The sequence below is a fragment of the Rhizobium binxianense genome, assembly GCF_028994275.1.
In the GTDB taxonomy this organism is placed as follows: Bacteria; Pseudomonadota; Alphaproteobacteria; order Rhizobiales; family Rhizobiaceae; genus Rhizobium; species Rhizobium binxianense.
On record NZ_CP118713.1, the window covers coordinates 823,066 to 844,650 of the forward strand.

Genomic DNA, 21,585 nt, shown 5'->3' on the forward strand with positions numbered 1-21,585 from the left:
TCTTAAGCGCACCTGCCTTGCTTTTCTCGCTTTAACGGCCATCACATCGGACGCAGCCTTCGCTCAGTTTGGGCCGCCTCCCGGCGGTCCGCCACCCCTGCCGTCTGGAGGGCCACCCCATTTCCCGTCGGGAGGGCCGGGCGGGTTCCCACGTCCGCAGATAGGCCGCACGCCGCGTCCGCCGATGGCGAGTCACGGTCGGCCGCCGGTGGGCGCGCAGAACCGCCCACCAGTGAACCCACGTACTCGCATGCCAGGTGTCGGCGGCGCAAAAGGGCGATTGGCGGAAGGGCCAGGCCGCAGAGGGAGTAACGTGTCCGGAAGCGTCCGCAACACGCTGAACTCGGGCGGCAACATCAACGGGAACCGCACCTTCATGAATTCCGGGGGCAATATCGTCGCGAAGGACTCGGGCAATCTCACCGTCAACAACTCAGGCGATCTCAAGGTCTCGGGCAACCGCAACGGATACTTTGGCCGTGGATATTATGGTCGTGGAGACCATGGTGTCGGCGACTATGGTCAGGGAGAGTATGGCGGTGGAGACTACGGGCGTGGATACTATCGCCGCGACGCCTATATCCTGGGCGGGTATGCGGCGGGCGTCGTCACTGGTGCGGCCGCCGCCTCGAGCACTGGCGGAAGGACGTATTCTTCCTATGGAGATCAGTCTGGATCCTCTACGGGTTCCTCTGGCGCAACGTCATCGAGTTCGTCCCAAGGCAGCGCGAGCTCTGCTAACGCGGCGTCGCCGGGTTCGTCTCACGGGGATTCTTCGGGTTCTCATGCCAGATCTTCAGGCTTTTCCGGCGGAATATATGCGAGTTCTTCCGATCAGAGCCGCTCCGGCCCGCCCGTTGGCGGCACGGAGGGCGGGACGAACCAGGGCGGCGGCAATGGCAACTCCCAGTCCGTGAATCCGCTGATTGCCGGTCTGTTCGAGACCCTGCCGCCGGAGGGCACGGCATGGACATCGGAAGATGCGGTCGGTTGGCTTCAGGCGGCGGCCGCCAATCTACGGATCGTCTATAAGATCCAGGGAAACATCTCGGTCACGGGCGAAGTCCCGCCGTCGGATGACAATCGCATTCCTAGCGGAAATTAGATTCAGCTCAGCATGGGGAAGAGGTTGAGGCCGGATCCGTCACACGACGTATCCGGCCTTTGCCAGCATCGAAAACTGCCCGGCTCCGTCCGCCGAACGGCGCACCTCGCAAATCAGACCATTTGTTTCGAACGGCGCAGAAGTCCGTTCATAACGAGGTCAATGTGCGCCTCCATAAGCGCCTTGCCGTCGATCGGCTTTCGATCGGCAAACATAAGACGCCAGACGGCAACATGAAAAATCGAGCTCGCGAGCACGTCAGGCTTATCGGCCGCCGTATCATGTCTCAACTCTCCCGATTTCACGCCTTCCTCGATCAAAGCCGTGAGCGCTGCAAGCGTCGGTGCGATGAATAGCTCATGACGGCAGTCGACCATTTCGGGAAGACGAGCTCCTTCGGCGACGGACAAGCGCAGGAGTTCTCTCGTCTTTCGGTCGTTGGCCGTGTTTTCATAAGCGATAAGCAGCAGGGCGCGGATCCGCTCGGCGCAGGATCCCCGAAGGCTGCAGATAGCGGTCGACAGGTCTGCTGATGACGTCGACGCGTGGCGAAACATCTCCTGGAAAAGAACGTCCTTGGTTGGGAAATAGAGGTAGACCGTTCCCTTTGTTATCCCCAATCGGCTTGCGACGTCTTCAACTCGCGTTGCCGCATAACCTTTTGCCGCAAACTCCTCGAACGCGGCCTCCAGTATTTCATGAGGCCGGCGCGCCTTCCGTTCCGCCCGCGATGCTTTTTTAACAACTCGTTCGATCATCCAATTGGAATTGTTCGGGTATCCGGCGGCTAACCGCATCTGCTTCACCCATGCCCATGTTGCTTGTGTCAACATTTTCCAGCGATTATGTTGACAGCGCCTACTTTAACCTCTAAGTGGGCGTTGTCAACATCGGGCAACAGCCTGGCAGCAGCAGATTGAAGCTGGCCGACCAACAACGCGGCTCTCTTCGCAAACCGTACCGGAGCAAAAAATGCAGTCCTTTCGATTGCTGGGAATTGGTCTCGCCTGCGCAGTTCTGGCTGCCTGCGAGGAGAAAGCTGAAGTGGCGCCGCCGCCGCAGCAGGTCCGCGTCGTTGCGGCGGCGGCGGCTGAGTATCAACCGGGTGCTGAAATCACCGGCGAGGTCAAGGCGAGGGTCCAGACCGAACTCTCCTTCCGCGTCAGCGGCCGGGTTCTGGAGAGGAGGGTCGACGTCGGATCGCATGTTCACGCCGGCGACGTTCTGGCGAGGCTCAACGATACCGAACAACAGGCGGACGTGAGCGTCGCCCGCGCCGCACTGGAGTCGGCGCAAGCCGTCGTTGCGCAGAGGACACTCGCCTTCGACCGGGCGAAATCACTCCTGCAGTCGCAGGCCGTTCCGAGGGCGGTCTTTGACGATGCGCAGAAGGAGCTGCTGAGTGCGCAGGCTTCCCTCGAGGCCGCCGAGGCTGCGCTCGCGACGGCCGAGGACGCGCTGTCCTACACCGACCTGAAGGCCGCCGCAGACGGCATCATCACGGCGCGCGGCATCGAAGCCGGGCAGGTGGTATCAGCAGCGCAGTCGGCCTTCACGCTCGCCCATGACGGGCCACGAGACGCAGTGTTCGACGTCTTCGAGGCGTTCTTTCTGGATGGCCGGCCGCTGAACGACGTCGAGGTCGCACCGGTCTCCGACCCCGCGAGCGACGTCCATGCCGGCATTCGCGAGGTCTCTCCCGTCATAGACGCGAAGGCAGGCACGATCCGGATCAAGGTGGGGCTGCAGGACGGCGCGCCATGGCCGCTCGGAACGCCTGTCGTGGGCAAGCTGCGCGCCGCGCCGCGCGACGGCATCGTGCTGCCCTATACCGCGATCGCATCAGCCGAAGGCGAACCAGCCGTATGGCTCGTCAACCCTCAAAACCAAACCGTTTCACTCCGGAAGATTGCGGTCGACCGATATCGCCAAAGCGATTTCGTCGTCACCGGCGGCGTCGCCGCACAAGACCTGATCGTCACCGAAGGCGGAAAGTTCCTCAAGGAAGGCCAGGCCGTCGCCTGGGAAGGCAAGTGAGATGACCCTCAATCGCATATGTACCTCTCTCCCGCTTCTTCTGTCAGTGTCGCTGCTTGCAGGCTGCGATCAGAGCTCCGTCGCGGGGGAGGAGACGGCTCCCCGTCCTGTCAAAGTCGTCATGGCCGCGGCCGAACAAGACAAAATCGCAAGCTCGCCCGGCGTGGTTCGGGCCCGCATCGAGACTGACCTGGCGTTTCGGACGCTGGGGCGAATGGTGTCCCGCAAGGTCGATGTTGGGGACCTGGTGCACAAGGGCGATGTCCTGGCGGAAATCGATCCTCTCACTCTGCAACTCGCAGTCAAGAGCGCGGAAGCCGAACTGCGCAACGCCCAGGCGCAGTTGGAGAACGCCGCGACGACGGAAATGCGCAAGCGAAAGCTTATGCAGAGCAGCGCAGTAAGCATTGCGGATCATGATCTTGCCGAACAACAACTCAAATCGGCTGCCGCCAATGTCGCGAAAGCGACGGCCAGCCTTGCGAAGGCGCACGAGCAGCTCGGCTACGCCGAGCTGAAGGCCGAGTTCGATGGTGTCGTGACCGCCACATCCGCGGAAATGGGCCAGACGGTTTCGGCCGGCCAGCCGGTCTTGAAACTGGCGCGTCTCGAGCAGCGCGACGTGGTCGTCGACGTGCCGGAAGCGCAGTTCAGTCGCATTCGCCTGGACGACCGCTTCAACGTCGCCCTGCAGCTCGACAGCAGGATCCAGGCAACTGGCGCGGTCCGCGAGATCGCACCGCAGGCCGATCCCAATACCCGCACCTATCGGCTGAAGATCGGGATCGATCAGGCGCCGGACATCTTCCGCCTTGGCGCCGTGATCACTGCGACGCCGCTTGTCGGAGAAAGGAAGCAGGCGATCACGCTGCCGCTCTCCGCCATTCGCCATGAAGGCGGTACTAGCCAGGTATGGGTGGTAGATCGCTCGACAGCCACTGTCGCTCCGAGAGTGGTTGAACTGGAAGGTCCGGCGTCCGTCCCGCGTTCCGTCTTGGTTCACGCGGGCCTGCGGGAAGGGGAAGAGATCGTCATCGCCGGAGTCGATGAACTCACCGATGGACAGAAAGTGCAACTCGGACAGGAGCCACGCCCGTGAACAAATTCAACCTTTCTGACTGGGCGCTCGAGCATCGTTCTCTCGTCTGGTACTTCATGATCATGTTCGCGGTGGCCGGCGCCTTTGCCTATCTCGGGCTCGGCCGCGAGGAGGATCCGTCCTTCACGATCAAGACAATGGTGATCCAGGCCCAGTGGCCAGGTGCCTCTGCCCAGGAGGTGACCCAGCAGGTTACCGACCGCATCGAAAAAAAGCTCCAGGAACTCGACAAACTGGAACATACCCGCAGCATTACGACGGCCGGTCAAACGATCGTCTTCGTCGACCTGCTGCCGGATACCAACGCGCGGGACGTTAAACCCACCTGGTCGCGCGTCCGCAACTTGATTGACGATATCAAGCACGAATTCCCCCAAGGCGTGGTCGGACCCTTCTTCGACGACCAGTTCGGCGACGTCTATGGCAATATCTTTGCCTTCACGGCAGACGGCCTCAGTCAGAGGGAACTGCGCGATTTCGCCGAGAATGCCCGAACGCAGATCCTCAACATCCCCGACGTCGGGAAGGTCGACATCGTCGGTGCGCAGGACGAGGTGATCTACCTCGAGTTCTCCACCCGCAAGATCGCCGCCCTCGGCATCGACCGCTCCGCCATCATTGCCACGCTCCAGGCGCAGAACGCCGTCACCCAGTCCGGCTTTGTCGAAACGGGGCCGGAGCGGGTCGCATTGCGGGTCGGCGGGCGTTTCATCTCCGAAGACACCCTGCGGGGGATCAATCTTCGGGTAAACGACCGCTTCTTCCCGCTGACCGACGTCGCCACCATCACCCGTGGCTACGTCGACCCGCCGACGTCGCTCTTCCGCTTCAACGGAAAGCCCGCCATCGGGCTCGCGATCGGCATGAAGACGGGCGGCAATGTGCTTGCCTTCGGCGAAGCGCTTGACAAGACGATGAGCAAAATCACCCAGGAGCTTCCGGTCGGCGTCTCCGTCGAACAGGTATCCGACCAACCGAAGGTGGTTGAGGAGGCAGTCGGCGGCTTTACGAAAGCCCTGTTCGAGGCAGTCGCGATCGTGCTCGCGATCAGCTTCATCAGTCTGGGGATGAGGGCCGGCCTGGTGGTGGCAATCGCGATTCCGCTCGTTCTCGCCATCACCTTCATGGTCATGTTCTACACCGGCATATCGCTGCAGCGCATCTCGCTTGGAGCGCTGATCATCGCGCTCGGCCTCCTCGTCGACGACGCCATGATCGCCGTCGAGATGATGGTTGCACGGCTGGAAGCGGGCGACAGTCTCACGAAGGCCGCCACCTACGTCTACACATCGACTGCGTTTCCCATGTTGACCGGCACTCTGGTTACGGTCGCGGGCTTCATCCCCGTCGCTTTCAACAAGAGCAACGCCGGCGAGTTCACCTTCACGCTCTTTGTCGTCATCGCGGTTTCACTCGTCGTTTCATGGGTGGTCGCGGTCGTGTTCACGCCCCTGATCGGGGTGACCATTTTACCAAAGACAATGAAGAAGCACGCCGAGCACAAGGGTCGGTTTGCGAAGGCGTTTTCGAACCTGCTGCAATTCTGCCTGCGCTGGCGCTGGATGACGATCGTCGCAACGGTCCTTCTCTTCGCTGGATCAATCGCCGGCCTGTCGATGGTGCAACAGCAATTTTTCCCGAGCTCTGACCGTCCGGAACTGATCGTCGACTGGAATCTGCCGCAGAACAGTTCGATCGCCGAAACGAGCCGCCAGATGGCCCAGTTCGAGCATGAGATGCTGACTGGCAACCCTGGCATCGAGCATTGGTCGACATATGTTGGCAGGGGTGCGCCGCGCTTCGTTCTTTCCTTCGACGTGCAGCCGGCTGACGTTTCCTTCGGCCAGACGGTCATTGTCACCAAGGGACTGGACGTCAGGGACAAGCTGAAGCAGCAGATGGAAACCTACCTTCAGAAGACGTTTCCGGGAACGGACGCTTACGTGAAGCTTCTGGACATCGGGCCTCCGGTTGGCAAGCCGATCCAGTACCGTGTGTCCGGCGAAAATCTGCAGACGGTGCGCGACCTGGCACAGAAGCTGGGCTCGATTGTCGGCACTTATCCTTCCCTCAGGAACATTGCCTTCGACTGGAACGAGCCGGCCCGTGTCGTCAAGATAGACGTGCTGCAGGACAAGGCCAGACAGCTCGGCGTCTCGTCTCAGGACATCGCAATGGCGCTCAACACTGTCGTACAAGGAAATGCCGTAACGCAGGTTCGCGATGACATCTATCTGGTCGACGTCATCGGCCGTGCCGCGGAAAAGGAGCGGGGCTCGATCGACACCCTGCTTGACCTGCAACTGCAGAGCAGCAGCGGTCAATCCGTGCCGCTGTCATCGGTCGCAACCTTCCACTACGAGCTCGAACAGCCGACGATCTGGCGGCGCGACAGAATTCCGACCATCACGATCAAGGCCGGGATCGGCGATGCGACGCAGCCGGCGACCGTTGTAAAGGCGCTCTCCGACAAGGTTTCGGCTTTCGAAAAGACGATGCCGGCCGGGTATTCCGTGAAGGTCGGCGGCGCGGTCGAGGAAAGTGCCAAGTCGCAAGGTCCGATCGCCAAGGTGGCGCCGGCCATGTTCGTCATCATGGCGACGCTGCTGATGATCCAGCTTCAGAGCTTCCACAGGCTGTTCCTGGTCTTCTCGGTCGCTCCGCTGGCGCTCATCGGCGTCGTCGTGGCGCTGCTCGCCAGCAACTCGCCGCTTGGCTTCGTCGCACTCCTGGGTGTGCTCGCGCTGGTCGGAATCCTCATCCGCAACTCGGTGATCCTGATCGTCCAGATCGAGGAGCTGCGCGCAGAGGGAATGTCGGCATGGAAGGCGGTGGTGGAGGCGACCGAACACCGCATGCGGCCGATCATGCTCACTGCCGCGGCCGCGACTCTGGCCCTGATCCCGATCTCGCATGAGATTTTCTGGGGTCCGATGGCTTACGCGATGATGGGTGGGATCGTCGTCGGAACGGCGCTGACGCTTCTCTTCCTGCCGGCGCTCTACGTCGCCTGGTTCCGGATTCCTCGCGAAGCCGAGCAGCACTGAGATGACCATATCCCTCTCACTCCCTGGGCGCATTGCCCAGGGTCTCACCGGCATTGGATTTGGGTTCGCCAAGGCGATCGCTGCCCGCGTGGGCCGAGCCGTCCCGGTCTTTGTGGCCCTGTCACTCGTTACATCGGGTTGCGCCAACCGGGTGCAGGATGTCCTGCAGCCTATCGCCGCGGCCCCGGCCGGCACGAGCCGGGTCACCATGCTCGTCGCCACGACACGCAAGCCCTCGGAGGATCCCGGCAAACTCTTTTCCGGCGACCGCGGGACGGCGATTTCCCTTAACAGCGTCGACGTATCCATCCCGCCCGATCGGAACCGCAAGATCGGAGAGGTGCAGTGGCCGTCCCGCATGCCGCCCAACCCGCAAAGGGAGTTTGCGGTCACGCAGGTTGCCAAGGTGCAATCCGAGGGCCAAGCCTTCGACTGGTACCGGAAGAATCGAAACACCAAGCATCAGGTCATCATTTTCGTGCATGGCTTCAACAACACCTATGCCGATGCCGTCTTCCGCTTCGCGCAGATCGTCCATGACTCGGGAACCGACGCCGCACCGATCCTCTTCACCTGGCCATCAAGGGGCCGTGTCTTCGATTACCTCTACGACAAGGAGAGCGCCAACTATTCGCGTCGCGCTCTGGAGGATCTGATCCTCCAGGCTGTGAAAAGTCCCGACGTCTCCGATGTGACGATTCTCGCGCATTCCATGGGCGGCTGGCTTGCGGCCGAGGCGCTGCGCGGCGTCGCCATGCGCGAGAAATCAATCCCGGCGAAGGTGAAGAACGTCGTTCTCGCATCGCCGGACATCGACATCGACGTGTTCCGTCGCCAGTTCACCGAGATGGGGCCGAAGCGGCCGCACTTTGTGATCCTGACATCGACACGCGACAAGGCGCTGGAGATGTCGAGCTGGCTATCGGGTGGCGTCAGCCGCGTCGGCGGGTCCGACCTCAGACCCTATGCGCCTCTTCTCGACGAACTCGGCGTTTCCGTTATCGACACCAGCGCCATCGCGACGAACGATCCGCTCGGCCACAATGCCTTCGCCGACAGTCCCGAGATCGTGCGCCTGCTCGGGCGGCGGCTGGCAGGGCAGAGCCTCGAGGGCGGAAAGGCAAGCGTTGCCGATCAGATCGGGATGACAGCGGCCAATTTCGCCGGCTCGGCAGCGCGCGTAGCCGTTGCGGCTCCAGTCGCGGTCATCAGCCCCGAGGCGCGAGAAATCCTGAAGCGGGAGCTCTCCTCGAATGGGGGAAAGATGGTGGATGGTCAAATTGCGTACTGATCGTCAGCCGCCTCGATCAGAGCGGTCTGAGACCCGTCCAGCATTCGGACTAGATAGGATTGGCAAATGGAAGTTGGCACGACTGTAAAAAACCAGCCGCGAGCTGATTACATCTCCTCGATCGTCGAAGCCGGCACGGCAGCGTGCCGGCTGTACGGGCCTACGAAAACAAACGTCGTCGATATCGCGCGACTGCTGGGGAAGTCGCCGGCAAGTGTGTACAAAATCTTCCCCTCCAAGGCGGCGATTTGGGATGCCATCGCCGGGAATTTTTTCGAAACTGACCTCCGCTTCACTCCGTCTGCCGACGGCGAGCTCACCAGTGCGGCGAGCCGCCTGAAAGAAACCGCGCTCGGACAACACCGCCTGATGCTGCAGGCGCGCGACGGTGACAGCCAGATGTTCAGCCTCGCTGTTCTTGCCGCTGAAGGCAGTTGGCCATCGTTCAAAGGTCATCTGAACCGACTTACGGCGACGGTGGGGGAGCTCGTTTCGGCCGGCATCGCGACTGAAGAGTTCGTTCCGAGGAATGTCGACGCGGCCGCCTCCTGCTTTTGCCTCTCGATCATCTCCTTGTGGGACCCCAGATTTATCGGCGCCCAGCCTTTGAACCACTGTGAGCTATCTGCTCAGGAACTCGCTTCCTTCGCAGTTGCAGCTCTCGGCCAAGTTCCCCCCAGGCGAGGACAGCCTGGCCGCGGGAATGAGTCGCGGTTGAGCCGGCCTGAGTTCGACGGTTCTGCATGGTCCGAAGAAATCGCGTGAAAGCATTCGTTCGATCAACCTCGCCTGCATGATGATCTCGTCCTGACCGAAACGCGCTCCCCAGTTCGCCGCGGGATGACGCCCACCAGAAGCGGCCGTCAGGCGGCGAGGATGGTGATCCCGTAAGCATTCGCCGCTGCCGTCATCCGGGCGATGGTCTCCGCCGAAGGGCTGGCCTTCGGTGGTTCGGTCGTGCCTTCCGCTTCGATGAACTCGGCCATCTCACGATCGACGACGGCGGAAAAGACTGCGGGGACGGTGCCGCGGTTGGAATAGCCGTGCACCACGAAGGGCGCGATGGTCACGATGTCGCCAGGCCTCGCCTCGATCTCTTCCGGGCCGCTGTCCGTCAGCCGCCAGACCGTCAGGCTTCCCTCGAGGATGCGGAACACCTCAGGGCTCGCGTGCGCATGTTTCGGCGTCCGGCTGCCGGGTGGTACGGTGACGTCGAAGATATTCAGCCAGGTTCCGCGGAGCCGCAACTGCCGCTCGACCCGGTCGCCGAGGACGAAAAAGCGCTTTGCCTTATCGCTGCTATGCATTTTCACAAATGAGTTGGACATCATGTCTCTTTCTTCTTCTTACGGGCTTTTTCTTGCAGGCCCTTTCTTGCGGGCGCAGCCGTTAAACCTCTACGCCGGCTTTGACAACCGCCTTGTTGTCGGGATCACCATCGCCGAACGCCGGCAACACGGCGCGTTTCGGTCGCCGAAGCGATGAACGAACGGCTTCGTTGCCGAGAGTTCAGTGCAGTCCGCGCGCCTATGCATCGCGAGCTGTCGGTGCGGATATCTGTACGGAACGTCGTTTTCGCAAGGCCCGATAATGCGGCACCAGCTATGCAGAAATGACGGAGGCCGGAGGGTTTCCGGCTCCATGCCTGTAATACCGCCGACACAGAAGGGGCGCATAGAACGCGGCGGCCGTTCTTGACCGTTCTTCCATTTTCACATTGATCATTCAAATTTATGGAGCGCATCCATGTCTTCTCTTCCCGTCGTCGGCGCTGCCATGACGCTCGATGAAGTCGAGCTTCACCGCGACTGGCTGTTCGAAAAGCCCCGCGATCTCGAACTGCAGAGCTTCGCCGATGCCGAGGTTTTGAACGGCGACTGGGCGCCGCTCGTCAAACGTGCGCGCAGGCTTCTCGACGGTCATACCGGCCGCTTGGGCATTCACGGCCCGTTCTGGGGTTTTACCATCGCCTCGAAAGATCCCGATATCCGCGCCGTCGTCACAAGGCGACTGTTGCAGGGCCTCGATGTCTGCGCCGCCATCGGCGCGACGCAAATGGTCGTCCACAGCCCTTATAGCTCGTGGTCCTACAACAACCTCGACAACAATGACGGCGCCCGCGAGGAACTGGTCGAGCGCGTGCATCTGACGCTGCGCGACGCCACCAGGCGGGCCGAGGATATCGGCTGCACCATGGTCCTCGAAAACATCGAAGACAAGGATCCGCATATCCGCGTGGCGCTGGCCGAAAGCTTCCATTCGCCCGCCGTCGCCGTCTCGATCGACACCGGCCACGCCCATTATGCCCATGGTTATACCGGCGCTCCCCCGGTCGACTATTACGTCAAGGCCGCCGGCAACCGCCTGCAGCACGTCCATCTGCAGGATGCCGACGGCTATGCCGATCGCCACTGGAGCCTCGGCGAAGGCTCGATCCACTGGCACGCCGTCTTTGCGGCTCTCGCCAAGCTCGACAGCAACCCGCGCCTGATCATCGAGATCAAGGACAAATCGAAGATCCCGGCCTCTGCCGCTTATCTCGCCTCGATCGGGGTGGCGGAATAAGGCGGTTGTTCTGTCCTCTCACGAAAACCGCGTAATCACGCTGATCCCGGTCGCCTCCGCCTTGTCGAGCGCCATCAGCGCCGGCACCGCCTCCTCAAGGCTGACGCGGCGTCCGATCAGCTTCTGCGGGGCGATCTTGCCGGCCGAAAGCATCGACAGCATGGCTTCGTAACGCCAGGCCTGCATGCCGTGGCTGCCGTAGATTTCGAGCTCGTGGCTGATCACCTGCGCCATCGGGATTTGCGGTGTCGCATGCTCGCCGAGCATCAGCCCGACCTGAACGTGCCGCCCGCGCCGGCGCAGGTTCTTGATCGAGTTGAAGCAGGTGGCGGGATGGCCGAGCGCGTCGATCGAGACATGCGCGCCGCCCTTGGTGATCTCGCGTACCGCCTCCGCCACGTCGGCGACGCCTGACGCATTGACCGTCGCCACCGCCCCGCACTCCCTGGCGAAAGCGAGTTTCTCCTCGGATATGTCGATGCCGATCGCATTGGCGCCCAGGGCGGTGGCGATCATGATCGCCGACAGGCCGACGCCGCCGCAGCCATGCACGGCGATCCATTCGCCAGGCCCGGTGCGTGCCTGGTCGGCGACGGCGCGAAACGAGGTGGCGAAGCGGCAGCCGAGGCTGGCCGCCGTCGCATCGTCGATCGTATCGGGCAGATGCACCAGATTGGTATCGGCATAATCGATCGCCACATATTCGGCGAAGGATCCCCAATGGGTAAAGCCCGGCTGGAACTGGTTGGAGCAGACCTGCTGGTTGCCGGAATGGCACTCGGCGCAATGGCCGCAGCCGGAAACGAAGGGCACGGTCACCCGGTCGCCGACCTTGAAACGCATCACGCCGCGGCCGGTGGCGACGATCCGCCCGGCAAGCTCGTGTCCCGGCACATGCGGCAGGCGGATATCCGGATCGTGGCCCATCCAGCCATGCCAGTCGCTGCGGCAGAGCCCGCTGGCGCCGACCGCGATGACGACGCCGTCCTCGGTGGGCGTCGGATCGGGCAGGGTGCGGATTTCGGGCGCCTGTTCGAAGGCTTCGTAGAACATGGCTTTCATCGGCGTCTTCCTTACTGTCTATCGGCGTTGCCCTCATCATCGCATGTGGCAGCCAGCCATTCCAATATTCCATTCCATCATTTTTGCTGATGCATCCATCGCTGAAGGCCGGCTCGCTGCGCACGAATATTGCGGCCCGCCGCCGTTCGCCGGCATTTTCTTGCTTCCGCCTTTCCGGTCGGGATTTGTCCTTGACCCGGCTTGCCGCGGAGGTTTTTGCTTTGCCGGCTTTACAGGGAGGGCAGCATGGCCGTCGATACATCACCACGTTCAACCACCTGGACTCATGTCGACGGGGAATGGCTCCCCGGCAATCCGCCGCTGATCGGGCCGACCTCGCATGCCATGTGGCTGGGCTCCACGGTCTTCGACGGCGCCCGCTGGTTCGACGGCATCGCACCCGATCTCGACCTGCATTGCCAGCGCATCAACCGCTCCGCACTTGCGATAGGCTTGAAGCCGGTAAAGACGGCGGAGGAGATTGCGACGCTCGCCTGGGAAGGCGTTGCGAAATTCGACGGCGCCACGCCGATCTACATCAAGCCGATGTATTGGGGTGAACATGGCTCGCCCGGCAGCGTCGTGTCCGTTGATGCGGAATCGACCCGCTTCGCGCTCTGCCTGTTCGAGGCGCCGATGGGCGGCCATGGCGGCACCAAGCTCACCGTCTCGCCCTATCGCCGCCCGTCGCCGGAAACCGCGATGACTGAGGCGAAGACCGGCTCGCTCTATCCGAACAGCGGCCGGATGATCGCCGAGGCGCGCAGCCGCGGCTTCGACAATGCGCTGGTGCGTGATCTCAACGGCAATGTCGTCGAGACCGCCTCGTCGAATGTCTTCCTGGTGCGCGACGGCGTGGTGATGACGCCGGCCGCCAACCGCACTTTCCTTGCCGGCATCACCCGCGCCCGCGTCATCGACCTGCTGCGCAAGGCCGGTTTCGACGTCGTCGAAGCAACCCTTTCCGTCGAGGATTTCCTTGCCGCCGATGAAATCTTCACCACCGGCAACTACTCCAAAGTCGTCGGCGTCATCCGCCTCGACGACCGCAACCTCCAGGAAGGCCCGGTTACCCGCAAGGCGCTGGATCTCTACATGGACTGGGCCCACGGCAGGAGTGAGAGCGAGGAGTGAGGAGAGGTCCCGCGAAGCGGGAGCAATCGATCCAGTGAATCGATTGCAACGACGAACGCCCGAAGCGCAAGCGCAGGGCTGCAGCGGTTCGGCGAATCAGAGCCCAGCCCGCCCCTCTCGCCTGCCGGCACCTTCTCCCCGCTTGCGGGGCGAAGGGGGATAGCCGCAGCCTCTCAGTTCTCGTGTCGTCAAAAGTACTCATCTCGCCTGTAGAAATTGCCATAGATGTGCGTCAGCACCGAATTGGCTGCCAATTTTTCTTCATCGCTGTCGCCATAAACCAGTTTGGGCGGATCGCTTTCGCTAAAGATGAGAGCGACAAAATGATTGTAACCCGCGCCGGCGATCCCTGTCGAAACGTCGCGCCCCTCGATGATCGTCCCGTTCTGTGCAGAGCCACTCGCGGCTGCCGCCGCTTCGAAACGCGATTTATTGAAAATGACGTACCATAGCCAAGGATCGAACAAAGGCACGGTGATCATCGTCCCAAAACAAACCGGAACAATGATGATAGCAATAAGACGACTCGCCATTCCACCGATACGACGACGAAATAACGCGACTAATGCGCCGATAAACCAAACGAACAGTATGCCCACGACCGAGAGAAAGAGCAGCGGCCCTCCCAATAGATCGAAGAGTCCTCGTAGCCCATTGGCCGAATCAAGCGGCCAAAAATCCAAGGCGCGATGGTAGGCGGCACACGCGGTGCCAAGAAAAGCGGCGATGACCATTCGCCGAACATTCCAAATGTCTATGGACACAACCGACGGACCTGTTGTTTTTCATAGTCGAATGGTGTCCAGCGAAGTCGAGGCATTTTTGCGGCGGAACGGCATTGCTGCAGAATTCCGTTGTGTCGCAGTGAGGGGCGACCTCCAATGTAAATTCCCCCTCGCGTCATCCACTCCCGATGCTCCGCAAATCTCTCCGCCAGGCGATCGATGAACAGTCGCACCTTCGTCGGCAGGTGCCTGCGGTTGGGATAGACCGCGTTGATGTTGAACTCCACCGGCGGGTAGTCCGGCATGATCTTCACCAGCCGCCTTCGGCGATGTCGTCGAACACCACGAAACTCGGCGCCAGGAAGATGCCTTAGCCATTGAGTGCAGGAAGCGCAGCATCTCGACGCTGTTGGAGACGACGTTGCCGCCGATCTTGAGGCTTTCCCGCCGCCGATATCCTGCCGCTCGCCGGTCTAACAAGCGCCGCGTCCGCCTGCTGGCAAAACGTCTCGGCGCTCCGGACGAGCTGGTGTTCAAGGTGCCCACAGCCGATCTCGAGGACCAGCGGCCGCTCGCCCCGACGAGGAGGCCTATGGCGTCAGCTATGACGAGATCGACGATTTTCTCGAAGGCAAGCCGGTCGGCGAGATCGCCCGCCGCCGGATTCTTGCCGCCTATCGGGCGACCGCCCACAAACCCGCTTTGCCGGTGGCCGTCAACACGGTCTGACGGTCGTCGGTCCTGCATCCGCTGCCCCCATTCTCAGGCGGCGCGGGATCTCTCCGCATCCCTCGGCCGTACCATCCAGGCATAGGCAGCGCCGGCCAGAAGCAGCACCGAGGTGCCGAGGAAAACCGAGCGCATGCCGATATGCCCGCCGACGAAGCCGCCGAGGATGGGACCGGCGACCTGGCCGACATATTGCGAGGAGATGGAAAGCCCGAGAATGCTGCCGGCCGCACTGTCCGGCACGCTGTGGCGGATGACAGCAGTGATGCAGGGCAGCAGCCCGCCGAGTGCTGCGCCCATCAGGAAGCGCAGGATGATCAGCTGCCAGGAGCTGGTAACGAGAGCCTGCGGAATCAGCAGCAGCCCGGCGACAGCGAGCGCGCCTGCGATGACAGGCCAGTGGCCGATCCTGTCGGCGAGCCTGCCGAGCCAGGAGGCGGAAAGAATGCTGCCGAGGGCGGCCGCCGACATGACGACGCCCGATATGATCGTCACCTGGGCTTCGACGGGCACGAGCTGCGCGACATAGACGGTGATGATCGGCTCGATCGACATATTGGCAAACATCAACAGCATGCCGGTTGCCAGCATGGCGATCACAGGCCGCTTGTCGGCAACGGATTTCCAGCCGCCGCTGGCCTTGGCCGCCTGCTTGCGGGCCGGCGACTTCTCCTCCTTGATCAGCAAGGCGGTGGCGAGAAAGGCGAGGAAGATCATCGCGCCGGCGGCGAGAAACGTGCCGCGGATGCCGATGATGGGCGGCAGCGCCCCGCCGATCAGCGGCCCGACGAGATTGCCGGCCATGATGCCGGAGGAGAGCACGCCGAGCGCCCAGGCCGAGCGGTCCTTCGGCGTCTGCGTCGCCACCAGCACCATCGAGCCGGAGGCATAGCCGCCGGCAAGCCCGACGAAGAGGCGCAGCGCCACCAACTGCCAGACATTGCCGGCCATGCCCATCAGCGAGATCGCCAGCGTCATGCCGAGGCTGGCGCGTACCAGCATCAGCTTGCGGCCATAGATATCGCCGAGCCGCCCCCAGAGTGGCGCGACGAGCGCGGCGGCAAAGAAGGTGGCGCCATAGGCGATCCCCGACCATTGCACGATCGCCGCATGGTCGCTGACGCCGAGTTCCTCGACATAGAGCGGCAGGAAGGGAAGCAGCAGCGTCATCGCCACGATCGTGGTGAAGGAGCCGATCAGCGAGATGGCAAGGTTGCGCTTCCAGTAGATCGAGCCCAACTTGGCGCTGGCGGCGTCCAATTGCGTATCGGTCATTCTCTCGGCCTCGGCATTGATCGTGCGGCGAAGTCCCGCGCGCCTGATGGAACCATGTGCCCATTGCCGCAGCGAGGAAATCGGCGCGGGCGAAACTGTCCTGAGATCGAGCTTTTCGAAGTCGAGCGCACGGGCCTATCGGAGCATGCGCTCGTCGTTCCAGGGCGGGCACGTGCTGATATAACCGTCTTGTCGCCGGTCCTTCAAGACGGCGTTTCCGCATCGGCGGCCTGTCTTTGAAAATAAGAGCCGTAAGCTGGACCCTCTCCGGCAAAAGTGCTAGAACAGGACTGATTGCTTTATGCAATCGGTCAATCCGAGGATATTGCCATGAGCGACATGCGCACATCCCGAGAACGGACCGTCCGTAGTCTCTACGCCGCCTATCTCGACGACCGCAAGAATGTGGTCGGCGCCATGTTGACGGAGGATTTCACCTTCTCCAGTCCGCGTGACGACCACATCGACCGAGCGACTTATTTCGAGCGCTGCTGGCCTGGGGAACCGGTCTTTCGCGGCATCCACATCGAATTCCTGGCGATGGACGGCGACGAGGCGGTCGTCCGCTACCGCGCCGAAAAACTGGACGGCGGCAGCTTCCGCAACATCGAGAATCTTCGCTTCCGCGCCGACAAGATCGCCTCCGTGGAGGTTTATTTCGGTCGGAATCTGTAAGCTCGGACGAATGCCGGCGTTATAGTGGAACCCGCGGGTGCGGGGAAAAATCCCCTCTCAGGCGGCAAGCCCGTTCTGCTTCAGCCGGACGATCTTGAAGAAGCCGTTCGGAAAGACCGGCAGGATCTCGGCAGCGGCAAAATCGCCGCGGCGCTCGGCCCAGGCGATGATGCGATGAAGGCGGAAGGCGGAGGACCAGCCGATGTGACGCACCAGCGGCGCCACCGCCGTCTCGATCGCGCCCTGCAGACCGGCACCGTCGCCGAGCTTGCTGGCGAGGATGATCTCGCCGCCCGGCCTCAGCACCCTGGCGCATTCGTCAAGCGCCCGTTCGGGCTCGGGGATGAGGGTGATGACGAAAGGCAGGCAGACCGCATCGAAAGAGTTCTCGGCAAAGCTCAGGGCATGCGCATCCATCACCTCTAGCGCCTGCACATGCTCAAGATTTTCTCGTTTTGCCTTTTCGCGCGCCCGCGCGATCATATGTTCGGAAATGTCGATGCCGGTTACCCGGCAGTGGCGCCGGTAATGCCCAAGCGTCAGGCCGGTGCCGACGCCGATCTCCAGAATATCGGTGCCGGCTGCGGCGGCGAGAGCTGCCAGCTTGCGGTGGCCATCGCGCAGGATGCCGCGATAGACCCGGTCATAGACCGGTGCCCAGCGCTGATAGATTTTTTGCTGGTCTTCCGCCCGGTTGCGAAACTCTGACATGTCGGCGCCTCCCCAAGCAATTCCAGCAAAAGTGCATAGCGGTTTTGCCGGGCAAAGCGCGAAGCGCTTTTGCCTGAATTGCGTAAAACAAAAAAGTTAGAGCGGTTCTGAGCTTTCATAAAAAGCTGAGCCGCTCTAACCCAGCCTTTGAACTCCTGAGAGTAGGTTCCGGTTCCCCATGAAGGTGACGTAAGGCACAAACCTGAATGGCTGCGACATCCTATTTTGCCGGCATCAGCCCAAGCTGTTTGGCGCCCAGCTCACTGCCGATCTCGACGGTTTTCTTCTGTTTGTCGTAGACGCAGATCTGGGCAATCAGCCCCTTGGCCCCCTTCGGCTTGCCCGTCACCAGCGCGAGCCCGTAATGCGAGCTGCCGAAGGGATCGACGGTGGCGCTGGGCTTTTCGATCGTGACCGCCGCCTTCTTGCATTTGGCCTCGACGTCGGTAGCGAGCTGCTTCCAGGCCTCGTCGGAGGAGGCATGCGCTGCAGTTGAGAGCGAAAGCAGCGCGGCGGCGGCGAGAAGCTGGATTATATTCCTGTTCATATCGGGTCTCCCTTGATCTCTCACAGGCAAAGCGGTTTTCGCGGGCGGGCAAGCCAGGCGATTTGTCCAAACGATTCAAGCCCCGCAACTGAGGCAAATTTTCCTCCGGCCGGTCGTTTTTTGATATTTCGCCGGTTGCCTCTCCCCCTTTCCCCTCCTATGTTCCGCCTCACCTGCCGAGACGCAATCTATTGCCAAGAGGAGATCTGACATGGCTTTCGAATTGCCTGAACTTCCCTATGACTACGAAGCGCTTGCTCCCTTCATGTCGAAGGAAACACTGGAGTTTCACCACGACAAGCACCACAAGGCCTATGTCGACAACGGCAACAAGCTCGCCGCTGAAGCAGGTCTGTCGGACCTCTCGCTCGAAGACGTCGTGAAGAAGTCCTTCGGCACCAATGCCGGCCTCTTCAACAACGCCGCCCAGCACTACAACCACATCCATTTCTGGAAGTGGATGAAGAAGGGCGGCGGCGGCAACAAGCTGCCGGGCAAGCTCGAAGCGGCCTTCGCCTCCGATCTCGGCGGCTACGACAAATTCAAGGCCGATTTCGCCAATGCCGGCGCCACCCAGTTCGGCTCCGGCTGGGCCTGGGTTTCCGTCAAGAACGGCAAGCTCGAAATCTCCAAGACCCCGAACGGCGAAAACCCGCTCGTTCACGGCGCCACGCCGATCCTCGGCGTCGACGTCTGGGAACACTCCTATTACATCGACTATCGCAACGCCCGACCGAAATATCTCGAAGCCTTCGTCGATAGCCTGATCAACTGGGACTACGTCCTGGAACGCTACGAAGCAGCCACGAAGTAAGCGGCGCCGGATTCGCCGCCATCGGCGGCGATGTCAAATCGCTTCTTTGGGTTTGGCACCCGGCGTCTCAAGCGCCGGGTGTTTTGTTTTCACGCGAAAGCCGTCACATGCCTGTCACCGGCCGCTCCTAATCACGCCCCATGTCTTCTTCCGCTTCTCCCCTGTTCCGCTTCGGCATCATCGCCGACCCGCAATATGCGGCGATCGCGCCGCATATTGCGATGGACCGCCACTACGCCAACAGCCTTGCCAAGGTTGCCGAAGCGATCGAGGTGTTTAACGGCGAGGAGCTCAGCTTCATCATGACGCTCGGCGATGTCATCGACCGCAGCTTTCCAAGCTTCGACGATATCCTGCCGGTCTATGACAAGCTGCGGCACGAGGCGCTGTTCCTGCTCGGCAACCACGATTTTTCGGTTTCGTCGAGCCATCTCTGCGAAGTCGCCACGCGTCTCGGCATGCCGTCGCCCTATTACCGCTTCTCCCGCCACGGCTGGCGTTTCATCGTGCTCGACGGCAACGAGGTCAGCACCTTCGCGCCGCCCGAAGGCCATCCTCATCGCGCGCTGGCCGCCGAGATGCTGGCGGCGCTGCAGGCCAGGGGTGCGGCGAATGCTCATCGCTGGAATGCTGCGCTGAGCGATGAGCAGTTCGCCTGGCTCGGCGATGAAATCGCAAATGCGGCCGCGGCCGCCGAGAAAGTGATCGTCATGAATCACTATCCCGTGCATCCCCCAAGTGAGCACGGCATGTGGGACAGCGAGCGCATCGTCGAGTTGCTTGCCTCCAGCAGCAATGTCGTCGCCTATCTCAACGGCCACGACCACGTCGGCAACTACGGCAAGGCCGGCGCTTGCCACTTCGTCAATTTCAAGGGCGTGGTCGACACCGAAACGCAAAACGCCTTCGCGATCGTCGAGGTCCATGCCGACCGCATCGAAATCCGCGGCTTCGGCCGGGAGGAGAGCCGTACGCTGGCTTATTAGCGGCGAAAGATTGCTGACGAAGTCTGCCAACCTCGTCATGCTCGGGCTTGTCCCACGGCTGTCCGGTTCGCGCCGATAGCTGCCCCTCACCCTAACCCTCTCCCTGTAAAAACGGGGCGAGGGGACGTGTCCTGCGAGAGGGGGCGAGGAACGGAGAGGCTGCGGCTATCCCCCGTATACGGGGAGAAGGTGGCGGCAGCCGGATGAGGGGCGGGCGCCGCACATCAAACCGTCACCGGTGCCTCCCTCCATCCGCTCGTCCACAGCTCCCGCAACCCGTCGCCTTCACCCTTGAAGAAGCCATCAGCCTCCTCGCAGCGCTCCACCCGGTCGCTGCGGAAATTGCGGATCGCCTGGCGCAGCTCACACCAGGCGACGATATTGGCGGTCTGCGAATAATAGATCAGCGCGATCGGCCGGACCGTTCGCTCCGTCGCGCGGCCGAGCTCGTCGCGGTAGCCGAGCGTCAGCTTGCATTCGTCGCGGATCGCCCGGCGCACGATCGCCAGGTCGAAGCCGGCCGGTTGCGCGATCGAGCCCCAGGCATAAAGCGCCTTGGTGTCCATCGCCTGGCGCAGCGGCGCTGGCACGGCGCCTGATATCTTCCGGTTGACCCGGCGGGCGGCCTGTTTCAGCTCCTCGTCCGCCGTCCGGTCGAGCAGCGCCAGCGACAGCACGATCGCCTCCATTTCCTCGATCGAGAACATCAAGGGCGGCAGATCGAAGCCCGGCCGCATGATGTAGCCGATGCCGCGCTCGCCCTCGATCGGTACCCGCATCGCCTGAAGGGCGGCAATGTCGCGATAGATCGAGCGCACGGTCACCTCGAGCGTCTCGGCCATGACAGCCGCCGTCATCGGTTTTCTGGCCAGCCTCAGGATCTGGATGATCTCGAAAAGCCGCGAGGCCTTGCGCATTTAACCTCTCCCATCCCCTACGCTCCTGACAATACACTGTCAGTTGGGTTCCCGTATAGAGCCGCCTATCGGATTGAAATCAATCAGGGTCTTTCAAAACAGCCCGCAGACCGACAAGGCGATAACTGACATGAACTACCATGAAAACCTCTGGCTCTTCTTCACCCTTCTGTTCGGCATCATCATCGTTCCGGGCATGGACATGCTCTTCGTGCTCGCCAATTCGCTGACCGGCGGCGTCCGGCGGGGGCTGGCGGCAACCGGCGGCATCATGGCCGGCGGTGCCGTCCATTCGGCCTATGGCGCGGCCGGCGTCGGCGTGCTCGTCACCATGCTGCCGCAACTTTTCAACGTGCTGCTCTTTGCCGGCGTCGCTTACATGATCTGGATCGGCATTTCGCTGATCCGCAGTTCGATCACCGTCGAGGCGGTCGGGCCGGGAACGGCGCGCTCCGGCTGGCGCGCCTTCCGCCAGGGCGCCGTCACCTGTCTCGTCAATCCGAAGGCCTATATCTTCATGTTTGCCGTCTACCCGCAGTTCCTGAGACCGGAATATGGCCCGATCTGGATGCAGGGCCTGATCATGGGCGCCATGACCGTCGTCACCCAGTTCGCCATCTACGGCACGCTGGCGATGACGGCCGGCCGCAGTCGGGACCTGCTGGTCGCCAACCCCGACGTCACCGCCTTTGTTGGCCGCTTTGCCGGCCTACTCTTGGTTGCGGTCTCCGCGTTCAGCCTCTGGCAGGGTTGGAAAAGCGCCTGAGTCTGCATATATCACATTGTTTTTATGGTGATCCGGCAAAACGTGACTGCCTTCCGCCATGGATTTTGTCATGCTCCCAGTGCAGATTGGCCGCCGGCCG

Annotated in this window: 20 protein-coding genes and 2 pseudogenes; 13 read left to right on the top strand and 9 right to left on the bottom strand. The window is 62.0% G+C overall.

All coding sequences use genetic code 11. The annotated features are described in order from the left end of the window. Nucleotides 1-313: 313 nt before the first annotated feature. Nucleotides 314-1,105, top strand: coding sequence for a hypothetical protein (locus PO860_RS04070; RefSeq protein ID WP_275034577.1), 792 nt, complete (start codon nucleotides 314-316; stop codon nucleotides 1,103-1,105). A 113-nt stretch (nucleotides 1,106-1,218) separates the two neighbouring features. Here the strand turns inward: PO860_RS04070 and PO860_RS04075 are convergent, their stop codons facing one another. After that, nucleotides 1,219-1,938 (bottom strand): TetR/AcrR family transcriptional regulator, encoded by a 720-nt coding sequence (locus PO860_RS04075; protein WP_275038189.1) that lies wholly within the window; start codon nucleotides 1,936-1,938, stop codon nucleotides 1,219-1,221. A 139-nt stretch (nucleotides 1,939-2,077) separates the two neighbouring features. Here PO860_RS04075 and PO860_RS04080 point away from each other — a divergent pair, with 139 nt between their 5' ends. The 5 genes from PO860_RS04080 to PO860_RS04100 all read left to right on the top strand — a co-directional run bounded on the left by PO860_RS04080 (nucleotide 2,078) and on the right by PO860_RS04100 (nucleotide 9,344). Next, on the top strand, nucleotides 2,078-3,142 hold the full coding sequence (locus PO860_RS04080; protein ID WP_273884167.1) for an efflux RND transporter periplasmic adaptor subunit: 1,065 nt from the start codon (nucleotides 2,078-2,080) through the stop codon (nucleotides 3,140-3,142). Between the two features lies 1 nt (nucleotide 3,143). Then, the gene (locus PO860_RS04085; RefSeq protein WP_273884166.1) at nucleotides 3,144-4,241 is read left to right on the top strand and encodes an efflux RND transporter periplasmic adaptor subunit; all 1,098 of its coding nucleotides are present in this window, start codon (nucleotides 3,144-3,146) and stop codon (nucleotides 4,239-4,241) included. Further along, a complete protein-coding gene (locus tag PO860_RS04090; RefSeq protein WP_273884165.1) occupies nucleotides 4,238-7,288 on the top strand; it encodes an efflux RND transporter permease subunit in 3,051 nt (1,016 codons plus the stop codon). Before PO860_RS04085 ends, PO860_RS04090 begins: the two co-directional genes overlap by 4 nt. A gap of 1 nt (nucleotide 7,289) precedes the next feature. Continuing rightward, the gene (locus PO860_RS04095; protein ID WP_273884164.1) at nucleotides 7,290-8,579 is read left to right on the top strand and encodes an alpha/beta hydrolase; all 1,290 of its coding nucleotides are present in this window, start codon (nucleotides 7,290-7,292) and stop codon (nucleotides 8,577-8,579) included. A 66-nt stretch (nucleotides 8,580-8,645) separates the two neighbouring features. Continuing rightward, nucleotides 8,646-9,344, top strand: coding sequence for a TetR/AcrR family transcriptional regulator (locus PO860_RS04100; RefSeq protein ID WP_273884163.1), 699 nt, complete (start codon nucleotides 8,646-8,648; stop codon nucleotides 9,342-9,344). 98 nt (nucleotides 9,345-9,442) lie between these two features. On the opposite strand, the gene PO860_RS04105 is transcribed toward PO860_RS04100, so the two are convergent. Next, complete coding sequence (locus PO860_RS04105; protein ID WP_183606155.1) at nucleotides 9,443-9,910, bottom strand: cupin domain-containing protein; 468 nt, start codon at nucleotides 9,908-9,910, stop codon at nucleotides 9,443-9,445. A 415-nt stretch (nucleotides 9,911-10,325) separates the two neighbouring features. On the opposite strand from PO860_RS04105, the gene PO860_RS04110 reads away from it, so the two are divergent. After that, the gene (locus tag PO860_RS04110) at nucleotides 10,326-11,144 is read left to right on the top strand and encodes a sugar phosphate isomerase/epimerase family protein (RefSeq protein ID WP_273884162.1); all 819 of its coding nucleotides are present in this window, start codon (nucleotides 10,326-10,328) and stop codon (nucleotides 11,142-11,144) included. A gap of 18 nt (nucleotides 11,145-11,162) precedes the next feature. On the opposite strand, the gene PO860_RS04115 is transcribed toward PO860_RS04110, so the two are convergent. Next, complete coding sequence (locus PO860_RS04115) at nucleotides 11,163-12,206, bottom strand: zinc-dependent alcohol dehydrogenase family protein (RefSeq protein WP_273884161.1); 1,044 nt, start codon at nucleotides 12,204-12,206, stop codon at nucleotides 11,163-11,165. A 246-nt stretch (nucleotides 12,207-12,452) separates the two neighbouring features. Here PO860_RS04115 and PO860_RS04120 point away from each other — a divergent pair, with 246 nt between their 5' ends. Then, on the top strand, nucleotides 12,453-13,340 hold the full coding sequence (locus PO860_RS04120) for a branched-chain amino acid aminotransferase (RefSeq protein ID WP_097621535.1): 888 nt from the start codon (nucleotides 12,453-12,455) through the stop codon (nucleotides 13,338-13,340). 188 nt (nucleotides 13,341-13,528) lie between these two features. Here PO860_RS04120 and PO860_RS04125 read toward each other — a convergent pair whose 3' ends face one another. Then, complete coding sequence (locus PO860_RS04125; protein WP_273884160.1) at nucleotides 13,529-14,074, bottom strand: hypothetical protein; 546 nt, start codon at nucleotides 14,072-14,074, stop codon at nucleotides 13,529-13,531. A 164-nt stretch (nucleotides 14,075-14,238) separates the two neighbouring features. Then, nucleotides 14,239-14,509: pseudogene (locus PO860_RS04130) on the bottom strand (LysR substrate-binding domain-containing protein); the annotation flags it as partial. Here PO860_RS04130 and nadE point away from each other — a divergent pair. Continuing rightward, a pseudogene (gene nadE, locus PO860_RS04135) lies at nucleotides 14,503-14,794 on the top strand (NAD(+) synthase); the annotation flags it as partial. The pseudogenes PO860_RS04130 and nadE overlap by 7 nt on opposite strands. Nucleotides 14,795-14,827: 33 nt before the next feature. Here the strand turns inward: nadE and PO860_RS04140 are convergent. Beyond that, complete coding sequence (locus PO860_RS04140; protein WP_272783254.1) at nucleotides 14,828-16,069, bottom strand: multidrug efflux MFS transporter; 1,242 nt, start codon at nucleotides 16,067-16,069, stop codon at nucleotides 14,828-14,830. A 330-nt stretch (nucleotides 16,070-16,399) separates the two neighbouring features. Between PO860_RS04140 and PO860_RS04145 the strand changes: the two genes are divergently transcribed. Next, nucleotides 16,400-16,744 (top strand): nuclear transport factor 2 family protein, encoded by a 345-nt coding sequence (locus PO860_RS04145; protein ID WP_183606160.1) that lies wholly within the window; start codon nucleotides 16,400-16,402, stop codon nucleotides 16,742-16,744. A 57-nt stretch (nucleotides 16,745-16,801) separates the two neighbouring features. On the opposite strand, the gene PO860_RS04150 is transcribed toward PO860_RS04145, so the two are convergent. Both PO860_RS04150 and PO860_RS04155 read right to left on the bottom strand, forming a co-directional pair. Further along, nucleotides 16,802-17,455, bottom strand: coding sequence for a class I SAM-dependent methyltransferase (locus tag PO860_RS04150; RefSeq protein ID WP_273884159.1), 654 nt, complete (start codon nucleotides 17,453-17,455; stop codon nucleotides 16,802-16,804). Nucleotides 17,456-17,675: 220 nt separating this feature from the next. Beyond that, nucleotides 17,676-18,002, bottom strand: coding sequence for a hypothetical protein (locus PO860_RS04155; protein ID WP_183606162.1), 327 nt, complete (start codon nucleotides 18,000-18,002; stop codon nucleotides 17,676-17,678). Between the two features lie 211 nt (nucleotides 18,003-18,213). Between PO860_RS04155 and PO860_RS04160 the strand changes: the two genes are divergently transcribed. Both PO860_RS04160 and PO860_RS04165 read left to right on the top strand, forming a co-directional pair. Then, a complete protein-coding gene (locus tag PO860_RS04160) occupies nucleotides 18,214-18,816 on the top strand; it encodes a superoxide dismutase (protein WP_138387752.1) in 603 nt (200 codons plus the stop codon). A 140-nt stretch (nucleotides 18,817-18,956) separates the two neighbouring features. Further along, nucleotides 18,957-19,802: a metallophosphoesterase gene (locus tag PO860_RS04165; protein WP_273880523.1), complete on the top strand. Its 846-nt coding sequence runs from the start codon at nucleotides 18,957-18,959 to the stop codon at nucleotides 19,800-19,802. Between the two features lie 224 nt (nucleotides 19,803-20,026). Here the strand turns inward: PO860_RS04165 and PO860_RS04170 are convergent, their stop codons facing one another. After that, on the bottom strand, nucleotides 20,027-20,719 hold the full coding sequence (locus PO860_RS04170; protein ID WP_183606164.1) for a helix-turn-helix transcriptional regulator: 693 nt from the start codon (nucleotides 20,717-20,719) through the stop codon (nucleotides 20,027-20,029). Nucleotides 20,720-20,849: 130 nt separating this feature from the next. Here PO860_RS04170 and PO860_RS04175 point away from each other — a divergent pair, with 130 nt between their 5' ends. Beyond that, entirely contained in the window at nucleotides 20,850-21,485 is a 636-nt protein-coding gene (locus PO860_RS04175; RefSeq protein WP_273884157.1) for a LysE family translocator, read from the top strand. The last annotated feature ends 100 nt before the right edge of the window (nucleotides 21,486-21,585 follow it).